The sequence below is a fragment of the Desulfosediminicola sp. genome, from assembly GCF_048381775.1.
Taxonomy (GTDB): Bacteria; Desulfobacterota; Desulfobulbia; order Desulfobulbales; family Desulfocapsaceae; genus Desulfopila; species Desulfopila ganghwensis.
The window spans coordinates 204,026-224,526 of the sequence record NZ_JBLXGE010000006.1; the positions used below are offsets into that span (position 1 = coordinate 204,026).

Sequence of the window (20,501 nt, forward strand, 5' to 3'; positions counted from 1 at the left end):
TTGATAACTGCAACCTGGTTCTCATCTCATTTCCCCTCTGAACGACTCACCAACGCAAGCTATAGATATTGATTTTACAGGCCAAATCTGAGACGATACTGTTACTCTTTGAAGTCAATTGCCTTGGCTTAAATACGAGCACAGGATCATAACGTTTCAGGGGTGTATCCATCCCCTGCCCACGGAGGAGGGAGCGACAATGACCAGGCGGCTCAGGAAGCATTTTTTGTCGGCAACTCTGCTGGCACTCGTAATGGTTTGCGGATGCGCCACCACGGAAGGCTATAAGGACGTGGTGAACGCCTGGGTGGGGCAGCCGGAACTGGAACTCACCCAAACCTGGGGACCGCCCCAACGAACCTACGAAACGGAAGAATCAAAATTTCTCGTTTACTATTTTCAACGGGATATATACTTTCCCGGCTCACCCACCACCTACCAGAACTATTTTGATGAGAGCGGCACTGCCTTCCGCCAATCTTATGGTGGTGTACCGGACCGCACTCAAACCTATAGCTGCGAAACATTATTCGAGGTTATCGACGGGATTATAGTGTCGTGGAGTTTCCGGGGAAACGACTGTATTGCCGAGGAGCAGGAGTAGTCACGATATTTCGAAAGCAATCAATCCGCAATTATTTGAATTAATAGAGTTAAGAGACCAATCAAACCAGTAGATTCTCGCCCCAGTTCTCCTGCCTGGCTATTGTGACTTTCTGAAACATATTGGTCAGTAAATCGATAAGCATTAACTCTCCTGAAAGCGGAGTACCCACACCAGCAATAAGCTTGATCGTTTCTGAACCCTGCAAGTTGGCAACAATTCCCGGCAACACTCCCATCACCCCTTGCGGCTGGGTAGCATTTTTTACCGACTCGCTATACGGGTACAGGCAGCGATACGAAGGCCCCCCCTGGAAATTAAAGACGCTTACCTGACCACTATACTCACGGATAGCTCCATAAACATACACTTTGCCGAGCCTGACACAGGCATCATTTATCAGATACCTGGTGAAGAGATTGTCACAGCCGTCCACTATAATATCGTAATCTTGAACTAACTCCAGAGCGTTCTCTTCGAGGAGTCTGCATTCATTCGCCCTGATGGTGATATGCGGATTGAGTGCCTGCAGCTTTTCTTTGGCAACGTTCACCTTGGAGTGGCCGACATCTTCTGACGAATAGAGTACCTGCCGTTGCAGGTTCGAGACTGAGACCAGATCATCGTCTACCAGCCCGAGCGTGCCAACCCCTGCCGCTGCCAGGTATAGAGACAGCGGCGAACCGAGACCCCCTACTCCCACAATGAGCACCCTGGCCTTTTTCAACTTCTGCTGACCGGCTTCACCGACGCCATCCAGGATAATATGACGGGCATATCTCTCTTTTTCCTGCTCCGACAATATCATTCCTTCTCCTCTGCACCAGCTGTCATTATGCTATCCCAATCTTTCCAGACCGGCTCATACCCCTGGGCTCGAATCATCTCTGCGACCTCTGCCGGGCTCCTGTCATCATCTATGGTAAACTGCTCCAGCTCACCGCCGGGATTGGCATAACCACCGGGCTCGGTGCTCGAACCCGCACTGAATGAGGTAGCCCCCAGCCGAACCACATTATCACGAAACCTTCTTCCCTCACGGGTGGAAATAGATATTTCCATCTCAGGGGCAAAGAGCCGGTATGCACAGATCAACTGGACCATCTGCCTGTCATTGATAGGATGATTTGCTTCGTAACCGCCAGCATGCGGCTGCAACCGGGGAAGGGAAATAGAGTACCGGGTTCGCCAGTACGTCTTCTCCAGATAATGTAGATGCATGGCTGTAAAAAAGGAATCGGTGCGCCAATCCTCCAGCCCGAGAAGACAGGCCAAACCAATTTTGTGAATCCTGGCCCTGCCGAGCCTGTCGGGAGTTTCCAGCCTGTAACGAAAGTCCGCCTTACTGCCGAAAGGGTGATATTCGCCGTATTTTTCCCGGTTGTATGTCTCCTGGTAGATACAGACAAAATTCAGACCTGCTGCTGCCAGCTTTTCATATTCGTGCTGCTGAAGCGGCTGCACTTCAATTGCCAACTGGGAAAAATCATCACCAATTTCCCTGAGCACTTTAAGAAAATAATCGGCGTCCGCAACCTGGGGCGCCTCGCCACTGACCAGCAGAATATGGGAATATCCAAGCTTCTTTATGGCCTTAATTTCCTGTCCGATTTCCTCCATATTCAATTTCTTTCTACCTATGGCGGTCTTGCAATTGAAACCACAGTAGACACAACCGTTAGTACAGTAGTTGGAAAGATAGAGCGGAATATAGAGCTGGATGGTTTTACCAAATCTTTTCTGGGTAAGCTGCATCGAGCGCTGGGCCATCTCTTCGAGAAATGGCGCCGCCGCAGGGGAGATCAGAGCCTTAAAATCATCAAGCCCAAGACGTTCTTTGGCCAGGGCTCCCCGCACATCACTTTCCGTTTTAGCAACAATTGAATCGCTGGTTGCCTGCCAGTCATGGCGGATTAATTCATCATAAAAACTCATAACACCCCCTTACTCATTATCAAGAAACGCAGTTAAGGGACTGCTCGCCTCGGCATTGTCGCGTACCTCTGCCAGTCTCGCTTCATATGCCATACGACCGGCTTCAACCGCCATTTTAAAAGCTTGTCCCATCTGCACCGGGTTGGGTGAAACGGCAATTGCGGTATTGACCAATACAGCATCGGCACCAAGCTCCATTGCATACGCGGCATGGGATGGAGCCCCTATTCCCGCATCAACCACAACCGGCACCTGTGATTGCTCGATAATGATTTTCAACATCTCTGCAGTCTGGATACCTTTATTGGTGCCAATTGGTGCTCCCAAGGGCATCACCGTTGCCGCCCCGGCCTCTTCCAGCCTCTTGCAGAGAACAGGATCTGCCTGGATATATGGCATAACGATGAACCCCTGTTTTACCAACTCCTCGGTAGCCAGAAGCGTCTCAACCGGATCAGGCAGCAGGTATTTAGGATCGGGGTGAATTTCCAGTTTCAGCCAATTGGTACCAAGTGCCTCTCTCGCCATCTGGGCCACAAAAACTGCCTCCCTGGCATTACGCACGCCAGAAGTATTTGGCAGCAACTGAAGCCTCGGATGATCGAGATGACGCAAAATATCATCATTGCTATCGGCCAGATCGACACGCTTCAGCGCCACCGTCACCAACTCACTCTCCGACGCGATGATGGCATTGCGCATCAGATTGTTTGAAGCGAATTTGCCGGTTCCCGTAAAAAGACGGGACTCAAATATGCGATCTGCTATTTTCAAAGAACTTCCACTCACGATTCTTCTCCTGATTTAGATAGTAACAACGCAGGATATGCGAATATAGTTTTGGGATTACAGGTAATAATGAGAGAATCTACAGGACCTGTTGCCTGATGGCAGCTATCCTGCTCTGGGGATTTTCGGCATCAAGAATGAGTGATGAAATGGCAACACCATGGACACCTGAAAAAATAAGCGGTGCGATATCTTCAACCGCAATTCCGCCAATGGCGACAATTGGAGTTGTAATCCCCCGCTGCCGGCATTCCTGTATTATGGTCCGATACCCCTCAAGCCCAAGAGTCGGGCTCAGATTCTTTTTGGTCGAGGTAAATCGATACGGCCCAAGCCCGATATAATCGACGCCTTGCTTGTGTCTCAGCTCAATATCTGCAAAAGTATTGCATGTCCCGCCAATGATCGCCGAGCTACCGAGCAAATCCCTGGCCATTTGAGGCTCACCATCATTCAGGCCGAGGTGAACGCCGTCGGCACCAAGTTCCGCAGCCAGCTCAATGTCGTCGTTGACCATAAATGTTGCCTTGAAACTGCGGCAAATTGCGGCCACCTCCTTACCTACTGAAAGCTTCTCATCCCGATCGGCATCTTTAAAACGAAACTGCAACCAATCTATCCCTGCGCGACAAACGACCTCAGCCTGCTCCGCAAGATTGGAATCAGGGCGTGGGTCTGTAATAAACTGAATTTTTCCAGCAATCATAATAATTCTATTTTTATAAGGAATTTAAGGTACTCTAATCGTGGCGACCAGACAGAATCGTGGCTCAGATTCGGTCGGCAATCTTCTGCAAATCGCAAAAAGAACTTACCCGCTCGACCACTCCTTCATGCTGCCAGATAGTGCCAAGAGCGGCAGCACCCCAGCAAATACTGGAGGAAAGTTCAGGAAGCTTTTGTGCAGTTATGCCCCCCAGGGCAACCAGTCTTCTGCCGGAACTGTTCGTACAGTTGTGCAGTTCATCAACAGAAACTGCCGACAGATACCCCTGCTTGGACACCGAATCAAAAACCGGGCTGATAAAGAGATATTCATAGATTCCGGTCAAACACTCGACTTCTTCTATGGAATGGCAGGACCTGCTGCGACTGTAAGCAGGCGTGGTACTACACGGATGGATCGATCTGGAGGGAAGATGAGCTCCGCGAAGCTGGTATTTTTCCAACAAATCATAATTGGAATGGATCATTATCCTGGGGTGGTGAGCCGGATCAATCCCATCCAGCAACTCAGCCATCTGAAGATTACTCCACCCAGGTTTACGCAGGTGTAAAATCTCAAGGCCTGCTGAAAATAATGCGTTAATTGTCTCTGTCTCCGCACCATCAAAACCGGGAGTGGAAATAACCAGCAGTTTCATCTCAGCCCCCCTGAGTCGCCATAACAAGCATTACTACATCGCCGTCAGACAGCGCATGGACTGGCCAATTATTCTTAGGGATAACTGCATAGTTGACGGCTACTGCGAGACCTTCTTCCGTCATATTCAGCAATTGCAGAGCATCCTTTACGGTGGCCTCTTCGGCCAGCGCATACTTCTGATCATTAATTACAACGTGCATGATTTACTCTTATTCATTGTGCTGAATGTATATAGCTTACAAACTTTGCCGCAAAAGGCGAAAAACAGAGACCAACACAATTCAAATCGAGGGGGGGGGAGGAGGTGGAGAAAAACAATGATTCCCTACGCCGGCATTACCCGGATCAGGTTAAGGGTATAATCTCAGCTCGTAATCCACGGGCACCCCTGTTCTTTGAAATGTAGCTTGTTTATTACTGTATAGAGCAAAAGAAAGCACGAAAAAAACTGACACAAATTGATGAGCGAAATTGGGCTGGCTTACAATTATTTGATTCAACAAACTTAAAATTTTAACCCAAAATGGGCCATGGATATGGATCCATGGCTCCTCCAACTCTCTCTGAATTGTAACGCATAAAATTTTCTAAATTATAACTACAAAGAAAACAGGCCCTTTATCATAATATTGATAAAGGGCCTGTATATACATCAAAATGTTTTCTGATTACCTCTGAGAACCAGGAACCACCGGCCGGGAGTGAGGCGTGGGGCATCACATTTATGTGTGAATGAACCGGCAACTACGACAAGCTATTTTTTTATCATTCGGTACCCTAAAAGTAATAAAACGGCACCACCAGTAGCTATGAGCAAGCTGGAGAAGTTGAAACCGGTTACGGTGCCGAAGCCAAGCCTGGTTGAAATGAAGCCACCCACAAAGGCACCTACAATTCCGATAATAATTGTTACAATAAAGCCACCGGGATCAGCCCCCGGCATAATAAATTTCGCTAACAAGCCCACAACCAGGCCAAGGAAAACCCAAGAGAGAATACCCATATCCTGCCTCCATAATTTAGCACTACTTTCATTTGAAATGACTTCTCGAAATAGATGTAGAGGACTGACGTCTCGACAAGTCCCATCTTGCTATTATCACGAAAGAGCAAAAGCTTGCCCACATAGCCTAACATTAAAAACGCTTTCACTCATGTCCAGCAGGCATTTGTCATACCCCAGTGGCAGAGTCGGCTAGTGCACATTTGATAAAACACTGCAATTCCCTGCCACCAGCCTATATCGAGAAATAATACCATGAGATTGACATATTACATTACCTAGAGCCACTCCGGAGGAGGAGTAACACCGGTAATGATGCAGTAAAGAAAAATTATTTCAACGGTCTTTTTTACCGAGTCTTGTCCTCAATTGCCAGAAACCAGCTTTGGCTCCGGGTGTCTCACATTTCGAATCTGACGGTATGACGCCAATGGACCCAATTTCGATTATCCAGAGCCTTTCTGATAATAGACCCATAATACATGTCACGAACCACACCACATTTTCGACCTGTCGTGCGATACCTCTCTTGATATTTTTCAGATTAGCTCTGAAGCTCAGCAAAAGCTGGTCAGGAGTTAGGCGTGAGATGGCAGGCGATTACGGTGTGAACATTGAATTCAATATGTTCTTCACTTCATACGCTGAATATTACATCGTAAAATCGTTGCCATCAAAGCTGGCGGTGATGTAGTCCTTCCTCCCCCCTTTTCATCTCCCATCACAAATCGTAATCTGAGGTTCAATCGCAATATAATTTTTTTTTAAAATTTTTCCGTCACTTACACAACCATCAAACCACCTGCAATTCGAGGCAATTCAAGCGATAGTCACCTAACAACTTAAATACGTTTAACAAGTATGCCGTATTTTACATTGACACTACATTAATTTGTTATAAATATAACTACACCTAACTGCTATAAAGAGCATCAACGGCTATTTACACGAACTACAAGATAAAGAGAGCATTATCCGCCAAAACCTCCACTGCTCTTGTGCCCCCCAAATACCTCAAAAGGACTGTGGAAAAAGAGAAACACCCAAATAAACCAGAGGGAGAATATGATATGAAACTTTTACAGGCTTTCTCAGTTGTTAGCTGCAGCTTGGGTCTTTTGACTCTGACAGGTTGTGGCGGTGGCGGCAGTTCAACCGATACAGCCAATGACATAGCCCCCCAACCTTTTTCTGAATCAGGATTATCCGCCGGATTTGATGTTGAGATAAGTGACGGTACTGTTACCGTTACAGACCAAGGTATCAGCTCTAATTCCACAGCAGAAATTGAATATAATTCCAATGGCGATGTGCAAAGTGTGTCAGTCACCACCCCTAAGGGAACCATTGATTGGAATGATAATTCCGGCACAATAAACCCTATCACAGATAATTCAGTGATACTTGTTTCAAGTGACGATAGATCCAAGCTGGGAGCATTTTCAGATCCATATAATGCAGGCTTCGACTATCAGACTTTTGGTATATGGTTTAACAAAGTTGACGATTCCAACAGGTCTTTTGAGGCAATCACAATAGGTACACTAACGCCTGACAGCGCAATCCCCTCGACAGGAAGTGCGACATTTAATGGATCAACAACTGGTTTTTATATAGATACGGGATATGACGATCCGTTTCTTACGCAAAGTGATTTGGAACTTACCGCAGATTTCGAGAATAGAAATGTGACCTTCACTACAAGTAATACTCAAAAGTACAATTTGGCCAATACTGCTGGATTCATCGATGCTTCCGACCTTGATATAACCAACAACACCTTAAGTATCAGTGAGGGATCCAATAAATTTTCAGGGCAATTAACGACGGATAATGGACTTACAGGCGGTGCAGAAGGAAAGTTTTACGGGCCAAATGCTGAGGAAGCCGGTGGAGTTTTCTCATTGGTTAGCACATCAGGCGATTCAGGATATGTTGGTAGCTTTGGAGCAGTAAAATAAGTCAATAAATTGAAATTTGCTCTATGACATACAAAAGCCTCTTTTTTCTGGCTATGCTGTTACTGGGAAGCGGAGGCTTCTTTTTTCCAGCATCTGCTGTCGCCGCGCAAAAGGTAGTTCTCCAATCCGACGCAACAGACCCGCTGCAGGTTCTCTTTGAGGTTGGCCTTGTGGAGCTCAACAAGGGAAACACCGAATCCGCAGTCCAGATATTTCAGGCCCTGGCCCAGCAATCACCAAGCCCTCGGGTTCAGCTCGAACTGGCCAGGGCTCTCTACCTTGATCACAAATACCGATCAGCGAGAGAACTCTTTAACAGCGTACTGGACAGGCCGAACATCCCCTGGGCTGTCAGAAGAAACATTGATGTCTATCTTGATGAGATAGACTCACGACTTGGCTTTGTACACCTCGATTTCGCCCTGGTAAGTGACAGCAACCCCTGTAATTTCACCGACAAAAAAGTTATTACCATCCTGGGACAGCCCATGGAGGTTATTGAGCCTGAGAATAATGAACAGATTTGGGGAGTCAATTATTCACTGAGAGCTGCCCGTGCCCATTTCGATGATAACTGGTTGGTCACATATGTAGACGCTTTTTTTACCGATTATGAAGGAGGTGATTTCGATAGATTCGGCGCGAACGTGGGAATTCAGGTTACACCTCCATCATTTCCTGAGATGCGATTTAAGGCAGGGCTCAATGAAAACTTCTACGCTGGTGATCATTTTTATGAATATCCATATGGAAATATCATATATTCGCCAAATAAGTTTTTAAATTACGACCTTAAATTTGACTTCGAACTAGGCTATCTCAAAGTCATAGATGCAAGTTATCTCGATGCGGTCAATACAACTCTCACAACCAGCCTTAGCACCAGAAACTTCGGGAAGATCCGCTGGACTGCGGATCTCTATCTCGAAGGTTCCCACACTGATGAAAAGGCCTATACATATTACGGGGGTTCAATAGGTGCGACTCTCTATTACTCCATTATTGATTCCCTGGAACTCCGCCCATCGTTGTCTTTCGGCAAACGTACCTACCAGGGAACCGATCCTTTCTGGGGACAAACCCGAGACGATGATATTATCAAGATCAGCTTTTCAATAGTTAAAAGCAACCTGCAGATATTCGGCTATACCCCTGAAGTTGGTATCGCCTATCAGGAGAACTATTCCAACATAGATTACTACAACTACTCCAAGGTTGCGCTCATCACAAACTTCACCAGATAATCCTGCCTTTATGAATCACGGTGAGAACTCTGATTCACCCTGAAACATCAACCACGCCACTGATCCATCCCGCACCAGAGCATTACACAAGGTTTACCTCAGCCGGCCCGGCTGTTTTTCTGGCAAGCCCCCGGAAATCATTCAGTAGAATGGGGTTGGATGGGTCAAAATCCCGTGCGCCCAGAATGATTTCCAGGGCCCTGCCAAGCCCGGCCTGCCGTGCCATGCGTGAAGCGCCACCGCCGCAGGGCAGAATGCCCATGCCAACCTCCATCTGCATAAACTTCGCCTTGCCGCGAGCGGCAAAACGCATATAGCAGGCCAGGGCAAATTCGTGACCGCCACCCCGCGCAAACCCCTCGATTTTGGCAATGGTGGCCTGGGGCAGTTTACTGATTCTCTCCAGCGTGGTCTGCAGATAGAGTAGCTCAACTTCTTCACGGGAGACCGCTTTGGTCGACATATCCTTCAAAAAATTTGTGTCGGCATGTGCCACGAAAATCTCAGGGTGCACAGACTGAAACACCACGACCTTGACACTGCGATCTGCCTCAAGCAGTATCGGCCAGGCGATTCAGGTCGTCAAGCATTGGAATGCCCTGAATAATTACCGGCGGATAATCAAAAGAGGCGGTGAGAATTGCATCTTTTTGTTCAGCCTTGAATGTCGTAAACCCTTGGTAATTCATCTGCTCCCCCTTACATCTTTTTTGTGAAATATAAATAATTCAAATTTCCAGGCGACAGTTCCACTCTGCAGATTGTTCACCCAACAAATTCAGATCATACCCAACCCTGCACCCTCCTCTGCCGAGTGAGCATAACGGTTATTTGTTGACCACATGAAGTATAGGAAGTACATGCTTGACGTGCAAGTAGGCATAATTTAATTACGTAGTATCAAAAAACATACTATTGCGGAAAATCAATGCGTCACGACACATATAAATGCAACCAGGGATGCCCGGTTGAGGCAACTTTGGAATTGATTGGTGGAAAATGGAAAGGGGTTATGCTCTACCATTTACTGGAGAAGACATATCGTTTTGGTGAATTGAAGCGGATGATGCCGGGAATAACCCAGCACATGCTGACCAAACAGCTCCGTGAACTGGAAGCTGACGGAATCATCTCGCGCAAGGTCTATGCGGAGGTACCGCCCAAAGTGGAATACTCGCTGACCGAGTGTGGAGAGAGTCTGCGGGAGATAATAACGCTGATGCGTGACTGGGGCAGAAAACACTTTGAGCTGTAATGCCCTTTAATCTCTTTACTTGTCAGACACCCTCTTATACCTCTCAACGACATCTGCCCGGTTCTCTTCCGGTAACGCGTTCAGATAGCGTTTCCAGCCTGGGCACCAACCAATGTGCCAGTGCCACAGGCGTCCCAGCAATGACTTTGGGTTATTATCGTACCTCGCTCTGAATCTGCAGTTTTCGCAGTTATGTTTTTTCATCGAATTTTTCCTTATGGTCATAGCTTAGAAGTTAGAGGGCAGAAGTACCCTAAATCTCACGTCCACCATCCAACCCCCTTCTCCCCTCTCACCTCTCACGGCCTTCCAACATCCAACGTGCCTTCCCCCACCTTCTCAACCCGACAACGGACATAACGGTGCAATGGAGTTGCAGCCAGCCTGTCGCGATGGGTGTTTTTGGTCAGACGATTCACATTGATACCGTGTACTTCACCGCGATATTTGAGTCCGAAGCCATGGGGAATCAACACCTGCCCCTGACGTACTTCCCCTGTTACCTCCAACTCAATACGTTCCTGACCCGCTTCGGTGATGACTTTGACCGTCTCGCCATCAACGATGCCCAATGATTCTGCATCCACCGGGTTCATCGCCAGCGTACAAGTTCTACGCCCCTCATTCCAATCCGGCTTGCGCATCAGGGTATTGGCATTTTCAGGCTTATGGCGGCCGGCGTTTAAAACAAATGGGTAGTCAGCATCCTGCTGCAGTGCCTTCTCTTCCAGTTCCGGCTGGATCTCTTTTATCCACTCTGCCATTTCCGGAATATAGAGATTAACCATTTTATCTTTGGTCATCAGTTCCGCAATATTGTCATCACCTGATTTGCCGAGCCATAGTCCTGAAGGACTTTCGACAACTTTATTGAACAATTTCTCAGCAAAAGAGACCTGGGGGGTAAGAATGGCCAGCGGGGCAACGGAACGATAGTTGATAACCCCTCTTACGGCTCTTAATATCTTTCGCAGATTTCCAAATGCTCCAAATTTTGAAGAAGAAACAACTCCGGCCCTGGCAACATTCCTTTTAAGGCTTGGTGGAGAAACCAGAAACAAACTCCAGAGCGCGTCGAGGTTTATCGACTCCGATCCTTTTTTCCTGGTTTCGGCAATGATCAGTGGCATCAATTTCGAGTACTTGCGGTTTCGCTGGAGCCAGGTAAGAAGTGCCATGGTGTATTCCAAACGATCTTTTTCACCTGCTTCGTAAAGGTAGTCCGGTAATTCAGGTAACAACCCTGCCGCCTTGCCGATCGCCGCAAGAATAGTGCCCGACTCCCTGGTTTCCGGCTCTGGTTCCACCACTGGATGGCGCATCTGAAAAAAGATTTCAGGGTAATTCCAGGTGAAAAATGATGCATCATATGACTCGTATGCAGTTCGGGCAGGTAAAACGTAATCAGATAACTCAGCAGTCTCGCTCATGGTTATCTCCACAGTCACCAGTAGATCAAGCTCTTTAAAAGCTTTCTCATAAGCACTCGTGTCGGCATAAGAACGTACTGGATTTGAAGAGCTTACCACCACAGCCCGCAACCGATCATCTTTTCCGGAGAGGATCTCCTCAGGCATCACGTTGGGCGGAAAGCAACCCAAGATAGCGGGAAAATCCGTCTCGACAGTGCGCCAGGTCCTGGCCAGCCGTTCATCGCTATGGCTGCCAATCGGCATTACCGCGCCAGGGATGACATTACCGCCGGGCACACAAAATCTGCCGCAGACTGCCAGCAACAGCATATGCAGATAGGTGGCAAGCGTAGAGTGCCTGTTCATGTAAACACCGAGGTCAAAATGCAGACACCAGGATCTGCTGGTCATCTCCCGGCAGACATTTCGCACCTGTTCAAAATCAACGTGACATACCTCGAGCGCCTTATGAATATCGAAATTTTCAAACCAGCCACGGATCTCTTCAAAGCCGGTACAAAAATTATCGAGATATTCACTATCCTCCCACCCTTCCTGCAAAATTATAGCAATCATGGCTCTGGTAAACAGGGCATCCGTGCCCGGCCGAAGCGGGACATGGATGTTCGCCTCTTTGGCCGTCCTCGACTCCCTTGGGTCGATGATAACCAGCAGCTTATCAGGATTTTTGGCAAATTCCCGTATCACCAGGGGCGCTCTGGGCATCTGATGGCTCTCCATGCCGTTCCAGCCGATACCGACCAGCATATCCGCTTGATGTTCATCCGGTATTGGGAACCTGTTCTGCCTACCCAGCATCCTGCCTGCGCACCAGAAAAAACCGGTCAGCTCCTGAGCCAGCGCATTATAGTGATAGTGCGAGCCTAGCCCCCGCATAAGTGAAGTACCAAAAGCCGCCTCAAAATGATTGGCCTGCCCTCCACCACCCATAAATGCATAGGATCGCGGGCCATGGGTACCGACAATGCTGCGGAGCCTCGCACCTATTTCAGTCAAAGCCTGTTCCCAGGAGATCTCAACAAATCCTTCCGCAGTCTTTTTCAACGGTTTGGTCAATCGTTCCGCATGATGCTGGAAATTTGCTATATTCTGGCCTTTGCGACAGAGATAGCCGGCACTGCGTGGATTTTCCCGATCCCCTTTCACATTTACAATCCGGTTGTTTTCCACCTTCACCAGTAAACCGCAATTCTGTGCGCATAATGCACAGCTCGTGGGCAGCCATCTACTCATCTCTCACCTCAAATCTGAAATTGGTCGGATTGCCGCATTTGCCAATCCTCGATAAGCGAACAGTTATCTATTTGTATTGAATATATTTAATCATTTGTTTTTCACTACAAACATTACCTTCCCGGAGTATCCGTGCTACACTTTTAACGTAAACGTAAAATACACTTTGCGAATTTTTTGTGAAAGAGGCATATGTGACATATTGCGTGCAAAACCGGCCATAAAACAGTCTCAAACTTCGCCTACTTCCTCTCTATGAAAATGATCACGATTCTTGCCACAGACGGCTGTCTTTCTTCCAGCATTTCCAATATGGTCGACACCTTTGCCATCGCCAACGTCTGGCATCGCACCCTCACCAAAAGCAAAGACAACAGATTTGTAACAAAGATCGTCACTGCAGATGGCAACCCCGTCACCTGCAGCAATTGTATGCAAATCCTGCCACAATTCGCTTTCACCGACGCAGTACAATCAGACTACCTGATCATCCCTGCACTGTTTCCAATCCCCGACTCAGGCAGCCTGCATAACTCTCCAACCATCGAATTCATACAGCAACAGCATGCTTCAGGAACCACTGTGGCTTCAATCTGCACAGGATCATTCCTGCTGGCCGAAACAGGCTTACTGAACGGCAGGCAGGCCACGACCAACTGGCAGTTTGAAAAAAAGTTCCGGTTCCGTTATCCGGAGGTCGATCTGCAGATCGGCAAAATTCTCACCGAACAGGACAATATAATCTGCTCTGGGGCCATGAGCGCCCTGATGCACCTCGCCCTCAGGATCATCCGACAGGAGGGCACCAGCAAACTCGCCTCAGCCTGCGCCAAGGCAATACTGGTCGACCCGAATAATGACAGTCAAACGCCATACGCCACCTGTCAGTTCACCGAAAATCATAAAGATTCCGATATACTCAAAGCTGAACGGTTTATGCGTGATCATCTTGCCCGTTCAATATCCATCGATCAGGTAGCGGAGTTTGTCTGCCTGAGCCCACGCCACTTTAAAAGACGATTTAAAAACGCCACCGGCGAATCCCCTTTGAACTACCTGCAAAAATTACGAGTTCAGAGTGCCAGGGATCGGCTGGAAAACTCACTGGACAACATCGAGGAAATAAGCCGCTGTATCGGTTATGAAGACAGCAGCGCGTTTCGTCGACTCTTCAAACGCCATACAAGTTTATCGCCTAAGGAATATAGAAGCAGGTTTTTAATGCTGGAAGAGCGGTGAATTGGAAGGTGTGAGCCAACTGCAGAGAATGGAAACAAACAGAATGCTGCAGGCTATTGCTTTGCATTAATCTACGTTGCAGCAAGTGCCCGGGGGCTCAGCATCCCTGCCGGCTCCTGACAAAATCCCTCAAATGGTGCGTTTTTCCGCGCAATGTGGTAATAAACACAGTTTTGCCAGTAATTCATACTCTGCACCGATTTATCCGAAAGGCTTACAATTCCAACGATATAGTTGCACTTCTCGCCTTTTTCATGAATCATTTATCATAGCACAGAGACGGTCCTTTCAGCTCCAGGGGAACTGAGGAAACCGTCCAACAATGAAAGGAACTATTCCCAGATGTACAGCTACAAACCAACCGGCGTTTGCGCCAAACTGATTGAGTTCGAAATCGAAGGAACCACCCTGAAAAATCTCTCATTCACCAGCGGATGTCCAGGCAACCTCACCGGTATTGCCAACCTCGTCCAAGGTATGGAGATCGATGAAGTGATTACCCGTCTTAAAGGCATCACCTGCGGTAGAAAAACAACCTCATGCCCCGACCAGCTGACCAATGCGCTTGAAGATGTTAAAGCAGGCATTCTCGAAGAAAGTTCTGATCAGCCTAAGTTGAAAATGGCGATGTAACTCCCGATATTCGAAAACAGGCCGATACGACAGAAAAGAAAGTGTGTCGGCCTTATCTACACTTTTACCCCATACTTGCTATAATCAGACAGAGGTTCTTTATACAATTTTCTTGTACCACTGAATATTCAGGAGTTTTTCGATGGAACAAGTTGAGCTGCATAAGGTGCTGAATAGTTATACCCTTCCCAGTACCAGGAGATCTCTTGTACAGACAACCGTTGCCTTAGGGATATACTTTACTTCCGTCACCCTGTTGATTGTATTTGTGCATTATCAGGTCCCTTTCTGGATCATTTTGCCCCTGTCATTGTGTACAGCCCCTATTGTCGTACAGATCTTCATTATTTTTCACGACTGTTGCCACACTTCCTACTTTACATCCCGCAGGGCCTGTTCCTGGCTTGGCCACATACTCGGCATCCTGACCTTCACCTCGTACTTTGACTGGCAGCGAACCCATGCCCTGCATCACCGATTTATGGCAAACCTTGAGAAAAGGGGTATTGGTGATATATGGCTCATGACTTTGGATGAATACCGTCAGGCTGAAAAATGGACCAGATTTCGCTACAGACTGTACCGAAACCCGTTGGTGATAATTTTTGTCTCAGCACCATTTCTCTTCCTCATCCTCAACAGGTTTCCCTCAAAAGGATTCCGTGCCCGGGAGATGCAGAGTGTACTCTTTACTGATTGCATGCTCCTGTTTCTCATAACCTGCCTGGTAGTCTCAATCGGCTGGAAAGCTGTGATTCTCATCTTTCTGCCCATGATGCTGGGAGCAAGCATGCTTGGCGTCTGGCTATTTTATGTTCAGCATCAGTTTCGTAATGTCTACTGGTCCCATAACAGTGAATGGAATCGTCTCAAGGCAGCCATGGAGGGCTCTTCGTTCTATATGTTGCCCTCTTTCCTGCGTTGGCTCAGTGGCAATATCGGCTACCACCACATCCATCACCTCGCCCCCCGCATCCCTAACTACAGGCTGAAAGAGTGTTTTGATGAAGTCCCGGCATTGCAGGAAATTGATCCGATCCCATTCTTGAGTGGCTTGCGAAATCTCTCCCTGAGTCTTTGGGATGAGCAAAGTGGCCTTCTGATAAGTTTTGCAGAAGCCAGGTCAATCATGAAAAATTCTGACCTTTAATAAAGAGATCAAGGTCAGCAGGTAAGTGGGATTCGAAGTGCTTAATTCCAAAGGGCATCAGTAAATACCACAGTACTTGAAAATATCTACAAGTGTGAGATCCGCCACCAGCAGCAGAGCCACCCCGACCAAAGGTGGAAGATTGTGATGTAGCATAATTTCAGTATTCATTCAAAAATGCCCTGGAAAAACCCTAAGGCCAATCCCGCCCGATCAGCCTGCCAATTGTGAGCCGGTAGCATATTCCTTATATTCAGCGCCCTGATAGTCAGTTAACTCCGTAAGGATGTTTTCTCTGACCGAGTTCATCGCAACCGCTGCCTGTGTTTCTCTGGTAAGAAGAATTTCCACCCCCGCATTACCGAATACAAGGGCCGGACCTTTACCGGTCTGATCGTGATTTGTAATCAAAATGTCGATTCCGGATCGTAATAGCCAGTTGGCTGTTTTTATTCCCCTGCCTTTCTCCTCATTTGCATGGGGATTTACCAGAACATGCTCATCGGTAACTCTTCCGGTATCAAGGGTAAAATGAAGAATATGAAACAGAGGCGCCCCGCCAAAATGTTCTGACAGAGTCTTGCGGTCCGTTTGTAATGGTGCTGCCAGCACAAAATGATCATGAACCTCAGGCTGGTAATGGATGAGCACCCGATCTACCTGCTTAATGTTCATTTTAATCCTGTTTTCAATTTCCTCAGCTATCCTGTGACCTTTCTCCAGGTCTTTCACGCACAGAGTCAGATCAAGCTCGACAAACTTGTATCTCCCTGCATTCCGCCCCCACAATCCGTTGATTTTCCTTACCCGGGCATCGGAGAGGACCAGTTCACGAATCCGGGTCATAGTGTCATAGTCAAGAGAAGCATCCAGAAGAACCCGCATCGAATTAATGAAAATGGAAGCCGCAGAGCGCACAATAAAGAAGATGACAATCACCGCACAGTATCGGTCTATATTAAAGCCTGAGGCGCTGCCGATAAGTGCTGTCAGAATTACCAGAGAAGAGAACACGTCAGACAAAATGTGCTGCGCGTCAGCCACCAGGCTTGGCGACAGGGCTTCTCTCCCCTTTCGCAATTCATAACAGGAAAAAAGAAAAGCTATGCAGATAGTGAGAGAAATCCCTGCAATTGCCTGGGGGATATTTGTTGGTAAGTCACGTGGTGAAGCAGAAAAAACCTCTCTGCCGATTTCATAGCCTGCCACTGCAATGAGCAGAGAGGTACCCATGGCTATAAGGTTTTCAACTTTATAAAGTCCGTATGGAAAATGACGAGAGCGGCGCTTTGATATCTTGATACCGATCAAAATGACAACAGATGAGATAACATCTGTCACTGAATGCAGAGCATCAGCTTTAACCGCCAGACTACCCGAAAATAGTGCGACAATGATTTTAATGGCCACAAGAATGAAGTTCGCTAAAATAGAAAGGAAAGCTGTTTTCTCTGAAATCTCCATGAGGCTTCCCTTAAGAAATTGGGGCTGGACCGAATGGCGCATACCCAGGAGGATTACGTCAATCGTCGCCCTATCACCTTGAGTCAAATTCGGCATGAGAGAAAACCTGCTACTGCACCTATTATCCCAATCGGCAAAAAAGATTGCAATTCTGGGCTGCCCAGGACTTATGGGCGGGTGAGGTTTGAGCTAAAAGGCCAAACCAAAGAGGAGCATTAAATATGACAACATTCAGTTTGAGCCCCTGCCCCTTTTGCGGGAGTGAGGCAAAGCTTTATGAGTTTCATGAAGTTCCGGCTCTTGGCGGGTCTCACTCAAGATTTAATCCTGGGTGTGCAAATGACGGTTGCTTCATAGAGGGTTGGATTGATGCCTGGTTCAAGAGCAAGGAGGAAGCTGCTGCAGCCTGGAATTCTCGTGCTATCCCCCTGAAGGCAATTTTGACAGTAAAAGATGCGCTCAAGAATGCCATTGTTGAAGGACATGCCGAAGTTCAAGATCAACAGCTTAAAAAGGTCCTGCAAAGCCTGGCCGAGATTGATGCATGGCTGGAGGGGATGAAGCCAAGCATATAGGTCTAAAAAATCGATATCATACCCAAAATACACCGCTGCCAACAGGCCAACGTGCTGCTACAGCAGCCTGAGGTCTGTCCCTGAAATATTATTGATCCCTGCCCCATGGAATTGTACCGGCCCTGGAAAATGAAATCATTGGCTATAGACTTGATTTTGTTCTTTTGCTGGAATAAAGATGTTTGTGCCCTACATATTTTCACTCATTCGACAATACACACGGCAATGCCCCGGAATGGCAGGGGAACAAAGATCTGGTTGAATACCCGGGCGCCTCTGAGAGGTAGGAACCATTGATCTGGGAGTTGATTACCTCAGGGGTGGAAAGGGTAAGCACTTTATTGCTACAGGCTCTGCACTACCTGAAGGAAACAACGTTGCAGTAGTACGGACGGAATGGGTAAGTGATACACGTTCGATTGTTGCTGCTGATACCGGGACATATTTGATGGGGTAGTTTTTGATATTACTCTGACCCTTTTGTTTAACGTGATTTTTTATGAATAGTGCTGCATTTCTCTACGCTTTTTTATCCGCAATCCTGATGGGGACTATCGGGGTATTTTCCAAACATACTGGCCTGTCCGCCGAAATCATAACCTTTTTCAGGCTGATTCTGGGCTCCGCCTTCATGCTGCTTTTCCTGGTCGCTGTCGGAAAAATTCGACTGGCGAGGGTCTGGCCCTCCTGGCCAGTTATCGTCAATGGCGGTTTTCTGGCAGGGTTTATTATCTTTTATGTTCAGGCCATGAATTACACTTCCATGGCCAACGCAATTATGCTGATTTATCTGGCCCCGCTTGCGGCCTCAATTACGGCCCATTTCTTTCTCGGAGAGCGGCTGAACAAAGCCGCACTTGGCCTGATTTGCATTGCACTCTTCGGTTTTGCGATGATGATGGAGTTCAGGATCGATATCACTCAAGGTAGCGACGAGCTCATCGGCATCGGTTTAGGGGTTCTGGCTCTGGCGTGCTATGCAGGCTTTATCCTCATCAACCGGATCATCGACCCAGGCATTCATGTCTATACCCGCACCTTCTGGCAGCTCTTTGTCGGCGGTTGCGTGATGATACCACTGGTCATCTTTTCTCTTGATGAGGTGAATATAGGGCAAAGTGGCTGGCTGCTGGCCATCGGCTTTTTCCCGGGCTTTCTGGCAATTCTGTTCGCCATTATTGCCCTCAGCCGTTTACCTGTAGCGGTTTTCGGAACCATTGCCTACAGCGAACCTGTGGCGGTGGTGATTTTTGGCTGGACCATGTTTCATGAGACACTCAGTCCCATGCAGATGGCAGGCTGTATGTTCATCATTGCCAGCGGTATAGCCAAAACAGTTCTGGAAAACAGAGTCACGCATCAAAATCAAAACGCATCAATCACCACTTGAAAAGGTAGCCCTGTCACAGGCAAAGCATAATGCACGTTATCTTGTCACTATCTAGACCCTCGCATGACAGGGAAGAGGAATAACGTGCCAGGATAAGGACGGAACTCGAACACGATTAGAGAACACGTATCGTTTCCTGCCCATCTGGGGAAAACAAATCTCTCCCTCACCTTGACCTTCTCCCACCAGGTCCATACGTTTTCCTCCAGTAAAGACCTTATCTCAACAACACCACCAGATCCATATGGAGGACCCCATGAAGATCCTTCCCACTGTCAAAATCTTCCCAGGCATGCTCTTCGTGACCTCTGCCGCTATTATACTGTTGGGTTTGAGCGCCGGCTGTACCAGTTACAACCCCCACAGCGGCACTTACGAACATGATCCAGGCAAAACCATGGTGGTGGTAGGCGCTGCCGCACTTGCCGGATCTGTTCTCTACCACGAAAATAATCGCGACCACTACTATCGACCGCCACATCATCATCACAAGCAATATCGTCGCCCACCGAATCATTACCACTACCATCGGTCACCACCGAGACGGTATCCATATCGACGGTGACGTATCACTTTCTGGCGCCTGAAGCTGTAGTGAAATAAATGGATTCGGTATAGAGAGAAACAGCAAGTGGATGTAAGCCCGCCAATGGTTAAGATCGGTCAAATAACATCATGATAAACAAAAGGAGACTTGCGATGAAAATTCTGCACCTTCTACTCATCCTGCTCTTGATTTCAACCACAAGCAGCATGGCGGAAGACGATCCACTTCCCGTCCTTGACCAAATCAGCCCTGCCTGGGAGCGACTTGACATACTGACCCAGAGCTACCTGACCGATGAACAGCAGATAAGTCTGCAAAAACTTGCTTTTGCAGCTGCCGTGGCAGATATTTGTGACGGGTTCGAGGTGAATGGCGAGAAGTTCATCGCAGCCTTTCAGAAATTTGACAGTGTTAAAGAAAAAGAGCCAACCAACGGACAGGGATATTGGTATGAAAGAATGCTGGTGGCTTATGGTATCGCCACCGGTCTATTTACTGCCGAAGGCTTGCTGGTCAGTGAACAATTCTGCAAGGCTGCCGAAGAGTTGAAAAGCACCTCAACAGATCATTATTGGAAATCAGAAAATTTAGCGTTAGATCAAAACTAAATCTGATTACCCATAATCTTCAGCTCGAAAAGATGAGGTGATAAACTTGAGGGGTAAGATGTGACCGATTGG

General features: G+C 47.6%; 20 protein-coding genes, 1 pseudogene and 1 riboswitch. Of the genes and pseudogenes, 10 read left to right on the forward strand and 11 right to left on the reverse strand.

The features are described from left to right. The first annotated feature begins 199 nt into the window (after positions 1-199). Positions 200-604, forward strand: a complete 405-nt coding sequence (locus tag ACN5NT_RS11945) for a hypothetical protein (protein WP_136799706.1) — start codon at positions 200-202, stop codon at positions 602-604. A gap of 61 nt (positions 605-665) precedes the next feature. Here ACN5NT_RS11945 and ACN5NT_RS11950 read toward each other — a convergent pair whose 3' ends face one another. The 7 genes from ACN5NT_RS11950 to ACN5NT_RS11980 form a co-directional block, all read right to left on the reverse strand. Beyond that, complete coding sequence (locus tag ACN5NT_RS11950) at positions 666-1,412, reverse strand: HesA/MoeB/ThiF family protein (protein ID WP_419175579.1); 747 nt, start codon at positions 1,410-1,412, stop codon at positions 666-668. After that, positions 1,409-2,539 (reverse strand): 2-iminoacetate synthase ThiH, encoded by a 1,131-nt coding sequence (thiH, locus tag ACN5NT_RS11955; RefSeq protein ID WP_419175580.1) that lies wholly within the window; start codon positions 2,537-2,539, stop codon positions 1,409-1,411. Before thiH ends, ACN5NT_RS11950 begins: the two co-directional genes overlap by 4 nt. A 9-nt stretch (positions 2,540-2,548) precedes the next feature. After that, entirely contained in the window at positions 2,549-3,328 is a 780-nt protein-coding gene (locus tag ACN5NT_RS11960; protein WP_419175581.1) for a thiazole synthase, read from the reverse strand. Positions 3,329-3,407: 79 nt separating this feature from the next. Next, positions 3,408-4,034: a thiamine phosphate synthase gene (locus tag ACN5NT_RS11965; protein WP_419175582.1), complete on the reverse strand. Its 627-nt coding sequence runs from the start codon at positions 4,032-4,034 to the stop codon at positions 3,408-3,410. Positions 4,035-4,098: 64 nt separating this feature from the next. Continuing rightward, a complete protein-coding gene (locus tag ACN5NT_RS11970) occupies positions 4,099-4,692 on the reverse strand; it encodes a thiamine phosphate synthase (RefSeq protein ID WP_419175583.1) in 594 nt (197 codons plus the stop codon). A gap of 1 nt (position 4,693) precedes the next feature. After that, positions 4,694-4,894 (reverse strand): sulfur carrier protein ThiS, encoded by a 201-nt coding sequence (gene thiS / locus ACN5NT_RS11975; RefSeq protein WP_419175584.1) that lies wholly within the window; start codon positions 4,892-4,894, stop codon positions 4,694-4,696. 105 nt (positions 4,895-4,999) lie between these two features. Beyond that, positions 5,000-5,094, reverse strand: a riboswitch (TPP riboswitch). Between the two features lie 354 nt (positions 5,095-5,448). Further along, positions 5,449-5,697, reverse strand: a complete 249-nt coding sequence (locus tag ACN5NT_RS11980) for a GlsB/YeaQ/YmgE family stress response membrane protein (RefSeq protein WP_136799713.1) — start codon at positions 5,695-5,697, stop codon at positions 5,449-5,451. 1,025 nt (positions 5,698-6,722) lie between these two features. Between ACN5NT_RS11980 and ACN5NT_RS11985 the strand changes: the two genes are divergently transcribed. Then, positions 6,723-7,658, forward strand: a complete 936-nt coding sequence (locus ACN5NT_RS11985; protein WP_419175585.1) for a transferrin-binding protein-like solute binding protein — start codon at positions 6,723-6,725, stop codon at positions 7,656-7,658. A gap of 23 nt (positions 7,659-7,681) precedes the next feature. Continuing rightward, positions 7,682-8,902: a surface lipoprotein assembly modifier gene (locus tag ACN5NT_RS11990; protein WP_419175586.1), complete on the forward strand. Its 1,221-nt coding sequence runs from the start codon at positions 7,682-7,684 to the stop codon at positions 8,900-8,902. A 163-nt stretch (positions 8,903-9,065) separates the two neighbouring features. Here the strand turns inward: ACN5NT_RS11990 and ACN5NT_RS11995 are convergent. Beyond that, positions 9,066-9,591: pseudogene (locus ACN5NT_RS11995) on the reverse strand (enoyl-CoA hydratase/isomerase family protein); the annotation flags it as partial. A gap of 239 nt (positions 9,592-9,830) precedes the next feature. On the opposite strand from ACN5NT_RS11995, the gene ACN5NT_RS12000 reads away from it, so the two are divergent. Next, complete coding sequence (locus ACN5NT_RS12000) at positions 9,831-10,157, forward strand: winged helix-turn-helix transcriptional regulator (protein WP_136799716.1); 327 nt, start codon at positions 9,831-9,833, stop codon at positions 10,155-10,157. 299 nt (positions 10,158-10,456) lie between these two features. On the opposite strand, the gene ACN5NT_RS12005 is transcribed toward ACN5NT_RS12000, so the two are convergent. After that, the gene (locus tag ACN5NT_RS12005) at positions 10,457-12,823 is read right to left on the reverse strand and encodes a molybdopterin-containing oxidoreductase family protein (protein WP_419175587.1); all 2,367 of its coding nucleotides are present in this window, start codon (positions 12,821-12,823) and stop codon (positions 10,457-10,459) included. Positions 12,824-13,078: 255 nt separating this feature from the next. On the opposite strand from ACN5NT_RS12005, the gene ACN5NT_RS12010 reads away from it, so the two are divergent. From ACN5NT_RS12010 to ACN5NT_RS12020, 3 genes are all read left to right on the forward strand, one after another. Continuing rightward, positions 13,079-14,062, forward strand: coding sequence for a GlxA family transcriptional regulator (locus ACN5NT_RS12010; protein ID WP_419175588.1), 984 nt, complete (start codon positions 13,079-13,081; stop codon positions 14,060-14,062). A gap of 342 nt (positions 14,063-14,404) precedes the next feature. Next, a complete protein-coding gene (locus tag ACN5NT_RS12015) occupies positions 14,405-14,695 on the forward strand; it encodes a TIGR03905 family TSCPD domain-containing protein (RefSeq protein WP_136799720.1) in 291 nt (96 codons plus the stop codon). Positions 14,696-14,837: 142 nt separating this feature from the next. Then, on the forward strand, positions 14,838-15,845 hold the full coding sequence (locus ACN5NT_RS12020) for a fatty acid desaturase (RefSeq protein WP_136799721.1): 1,008 nt from the start codon (positions 14,838-14,840) through the stop codon (positions 15,843-15,845). A gap of 213 nt (positions 15,846-16,058) precedes the next feature. On the opposite strand, the gene ACN5NT_RS12025 is transcribed toward ACN5NT_RS12020, so the two are convergent. Then, positions 16,059-17,405: a cation diffusion facilitator family transporter gene (locus ACN5NT_RS12025; RefSeq protein ID WP_136799722.1), complete on the reverse strand. Its 1,347-nt coding sequence runs from the start codon at positions 17,403-17,405 to the stop codon at positions 16,059-16,061. Positions 17,406-17,530: 125 nt separating this feature from the next. On the opposite strand from ACN5NT_RS12025, the gene ACN5NT_RS12030 reads away from it, so the two are divergent. Together ACN5NT_RS12030 and ACN5NT_RS12035 are read left to right on the forward strand one after the other, a co-directional pair. Further along, the gene (locus ACN5NT_RS12030; RefSeq protein ID WP_419175589.1) at positions 17,531-17,884 is read left to right on the forward strand and encodes a Lar family restriction alleviation protein; all 354 of its coding nucleotides are present in this window, start codon (positions 17,531-17,533) and stop codon (positions 17,882-17,884) included. Positions 17,885-18,383: 499 nt separating this feature from the next. Then, the gene (locus tag ACN5NT_RS12035) at positions 18,384-19,274 is read left to right on the forward strand and encodes a DMT family transporter (protein ID WP_419175590.1); all 891 of its coding nucleotides are present in this window, start codon (positions 18,384-18,386) and stop codon (positions 19,272-19,274) included. A gap of 217 nt (positions 19,275-19,491) precedes the next feature. On the opposite strand, the gene ACN5NT_RS12040 is transcribed toward ACN5NT_RS12035, so the two are convergent. Next, on the reverse strand, positions 19,492-19,791 hold the full coding sequence (locus tag ACN5NT_RS12040) for a hypothetical protein (RefSeq protein WP_419175591.1): 300 nt from the start codon (positions 19,789-19,791) through the stop codon (positions 19,492-19,494). Between the two features lie 182 nt (positions 19,792-19,973). On the opposite strand from ACN5NT_RS12040, the gene ACN5NT_RS12045 reads away from it, so the two are divergent. Then, on the forward strand, positions 19,974-20,429 hold the full coding sequence (locus ACN5NT_RS12045) for a hypothetical protein (RefSeq protein WP_419175592.1): 456 nt from the start codon (positions 19,974-19,976) through the stop codon (positions 20,427-20,429). Positions 20,430-20,501 lie beyond the last annotated feature (72 nt).

Coding starts and splice junctions, on each gene's coding strand:
- ACN5NT_RS11945 (WP_136799706.1), top strand. CDS start 200: ATGACCAGGCGGCTCAGGAAGCATTTTTTGTCGGCAACTCTGCTGGCA.
- ACN5NT_RS11950 (WP_419175579.1), bottom strand. CDS start 1,412: ATGATATTGTCGGAGCAGGAAAAAGAGAGATATGCCCGTCATATTATC.
- thiH (WP_419175580.1), bottom strand. CDS start 2,539: ATGAGTTTTTATGATGAATTAATCCGCCATGACTGGCAGGCAACCAGC.
- ACN5NT_RS11965 (WP_419175582.1), bottom strand. CDS start 4,034: ATGATTGCTGGAAAAATTCAGTTTATTACAGACCCACGCCCTGATTCC.
- ACN5NT_RS11970 (WP_419175583.1), bottom strand. CDS start 4,692: ATGAAACTGCTGGTTATTTCCACTCCCGGTTTTGATGGTGCGGAGACA.
- thiS (WP_419175584.1), bottom strand. CDS start 4,894: ATGCACGTTGTAATTAATGATCAGAAGTATGCGCTGGCCGAAGAGGCC.
- ACN5NT_RS11980 (WP_136799713.1), bottom strand. CDS start 5,697: ATGGGTATTCTCTCTTGGGTTTTCCTTGGCCTGGTTGTGGGCTTGTTA.
- ACN5NT_RS11990 (WP_419175586.1), top strand. CDS start 7,682: ATGACATACAAAAGCCTCTTTTTTCTGGCTATGCTGTTACTGGGAAGC.
- ACN5NT_RS12000 (WP_136799716.1), top strand. CDS start 9,831: ATGCGTCACGACACATATAAATGCAACCAGGGATGCCCGGTTGAGGCA.
- ACN5NT_RS12005 (WP_419175587.1), bottom strand. CDS start 12,823: ATGAGTAGATGGCTGCCCACGAGCTGTGCATTATGCGCACAGAATTGC.
- ACN5NT_RS12010 (WP_419175588.1), top strand. CDS start 13,079: ATGAAAATGATCACGATTCTTGCCACAGACGGCTGTCTTTCTTCCAGC.
- ACN5NT_RS12015 (WP_136799720.1), top strand. CDS start 14,405: ATGTACAGCTACAAACCAACCGGCGTTTGCGCCAAACTGATTGAGTTC.
- ACN5NT_RS12020 (WP_136799721.1), top strand. CDS start 14,838: ATGGAACAAGTTGAGCTGCATAAGGTGCTGAATAGTTATACCCTTCCC.
- ACN5NT_RS12025 (WP_136799722.1), bottom strand. CDS start 17,405: ATGCCGAATTTGACTCAAGGTGATAGGGCGACGATTGACGTAATCCTC.
- ACN5NT_RS12030 (WP_419175589.1), top strand. CDS start 17,531: ATGACAACATTCAGTTTGAGCCCCTGCCCCTTTTGCGGGAGTGAGGCA.
- ACN5NT_RS12035 (WP_419175590.1), top strand. CDS start 18,384: ATGAATAGTGCTGCATTTCTCTACGCTTTTTTATCCGCAATCCTGATG.
- ACN5NT_RS12040 (WP_419175591.1), bottom strand. CDS start 19,791: ATGATTCGGTGGGCGACGATATTGCTTGTGATGATGATGTGGCGGTCG.
- ACN5NT_RS12045 (WP_419175592.1), top strand. CDS start 19,974: ATGAAAATTCTGCACCTTCTACTCATCCTGCTCTTGATTTCAACCACA.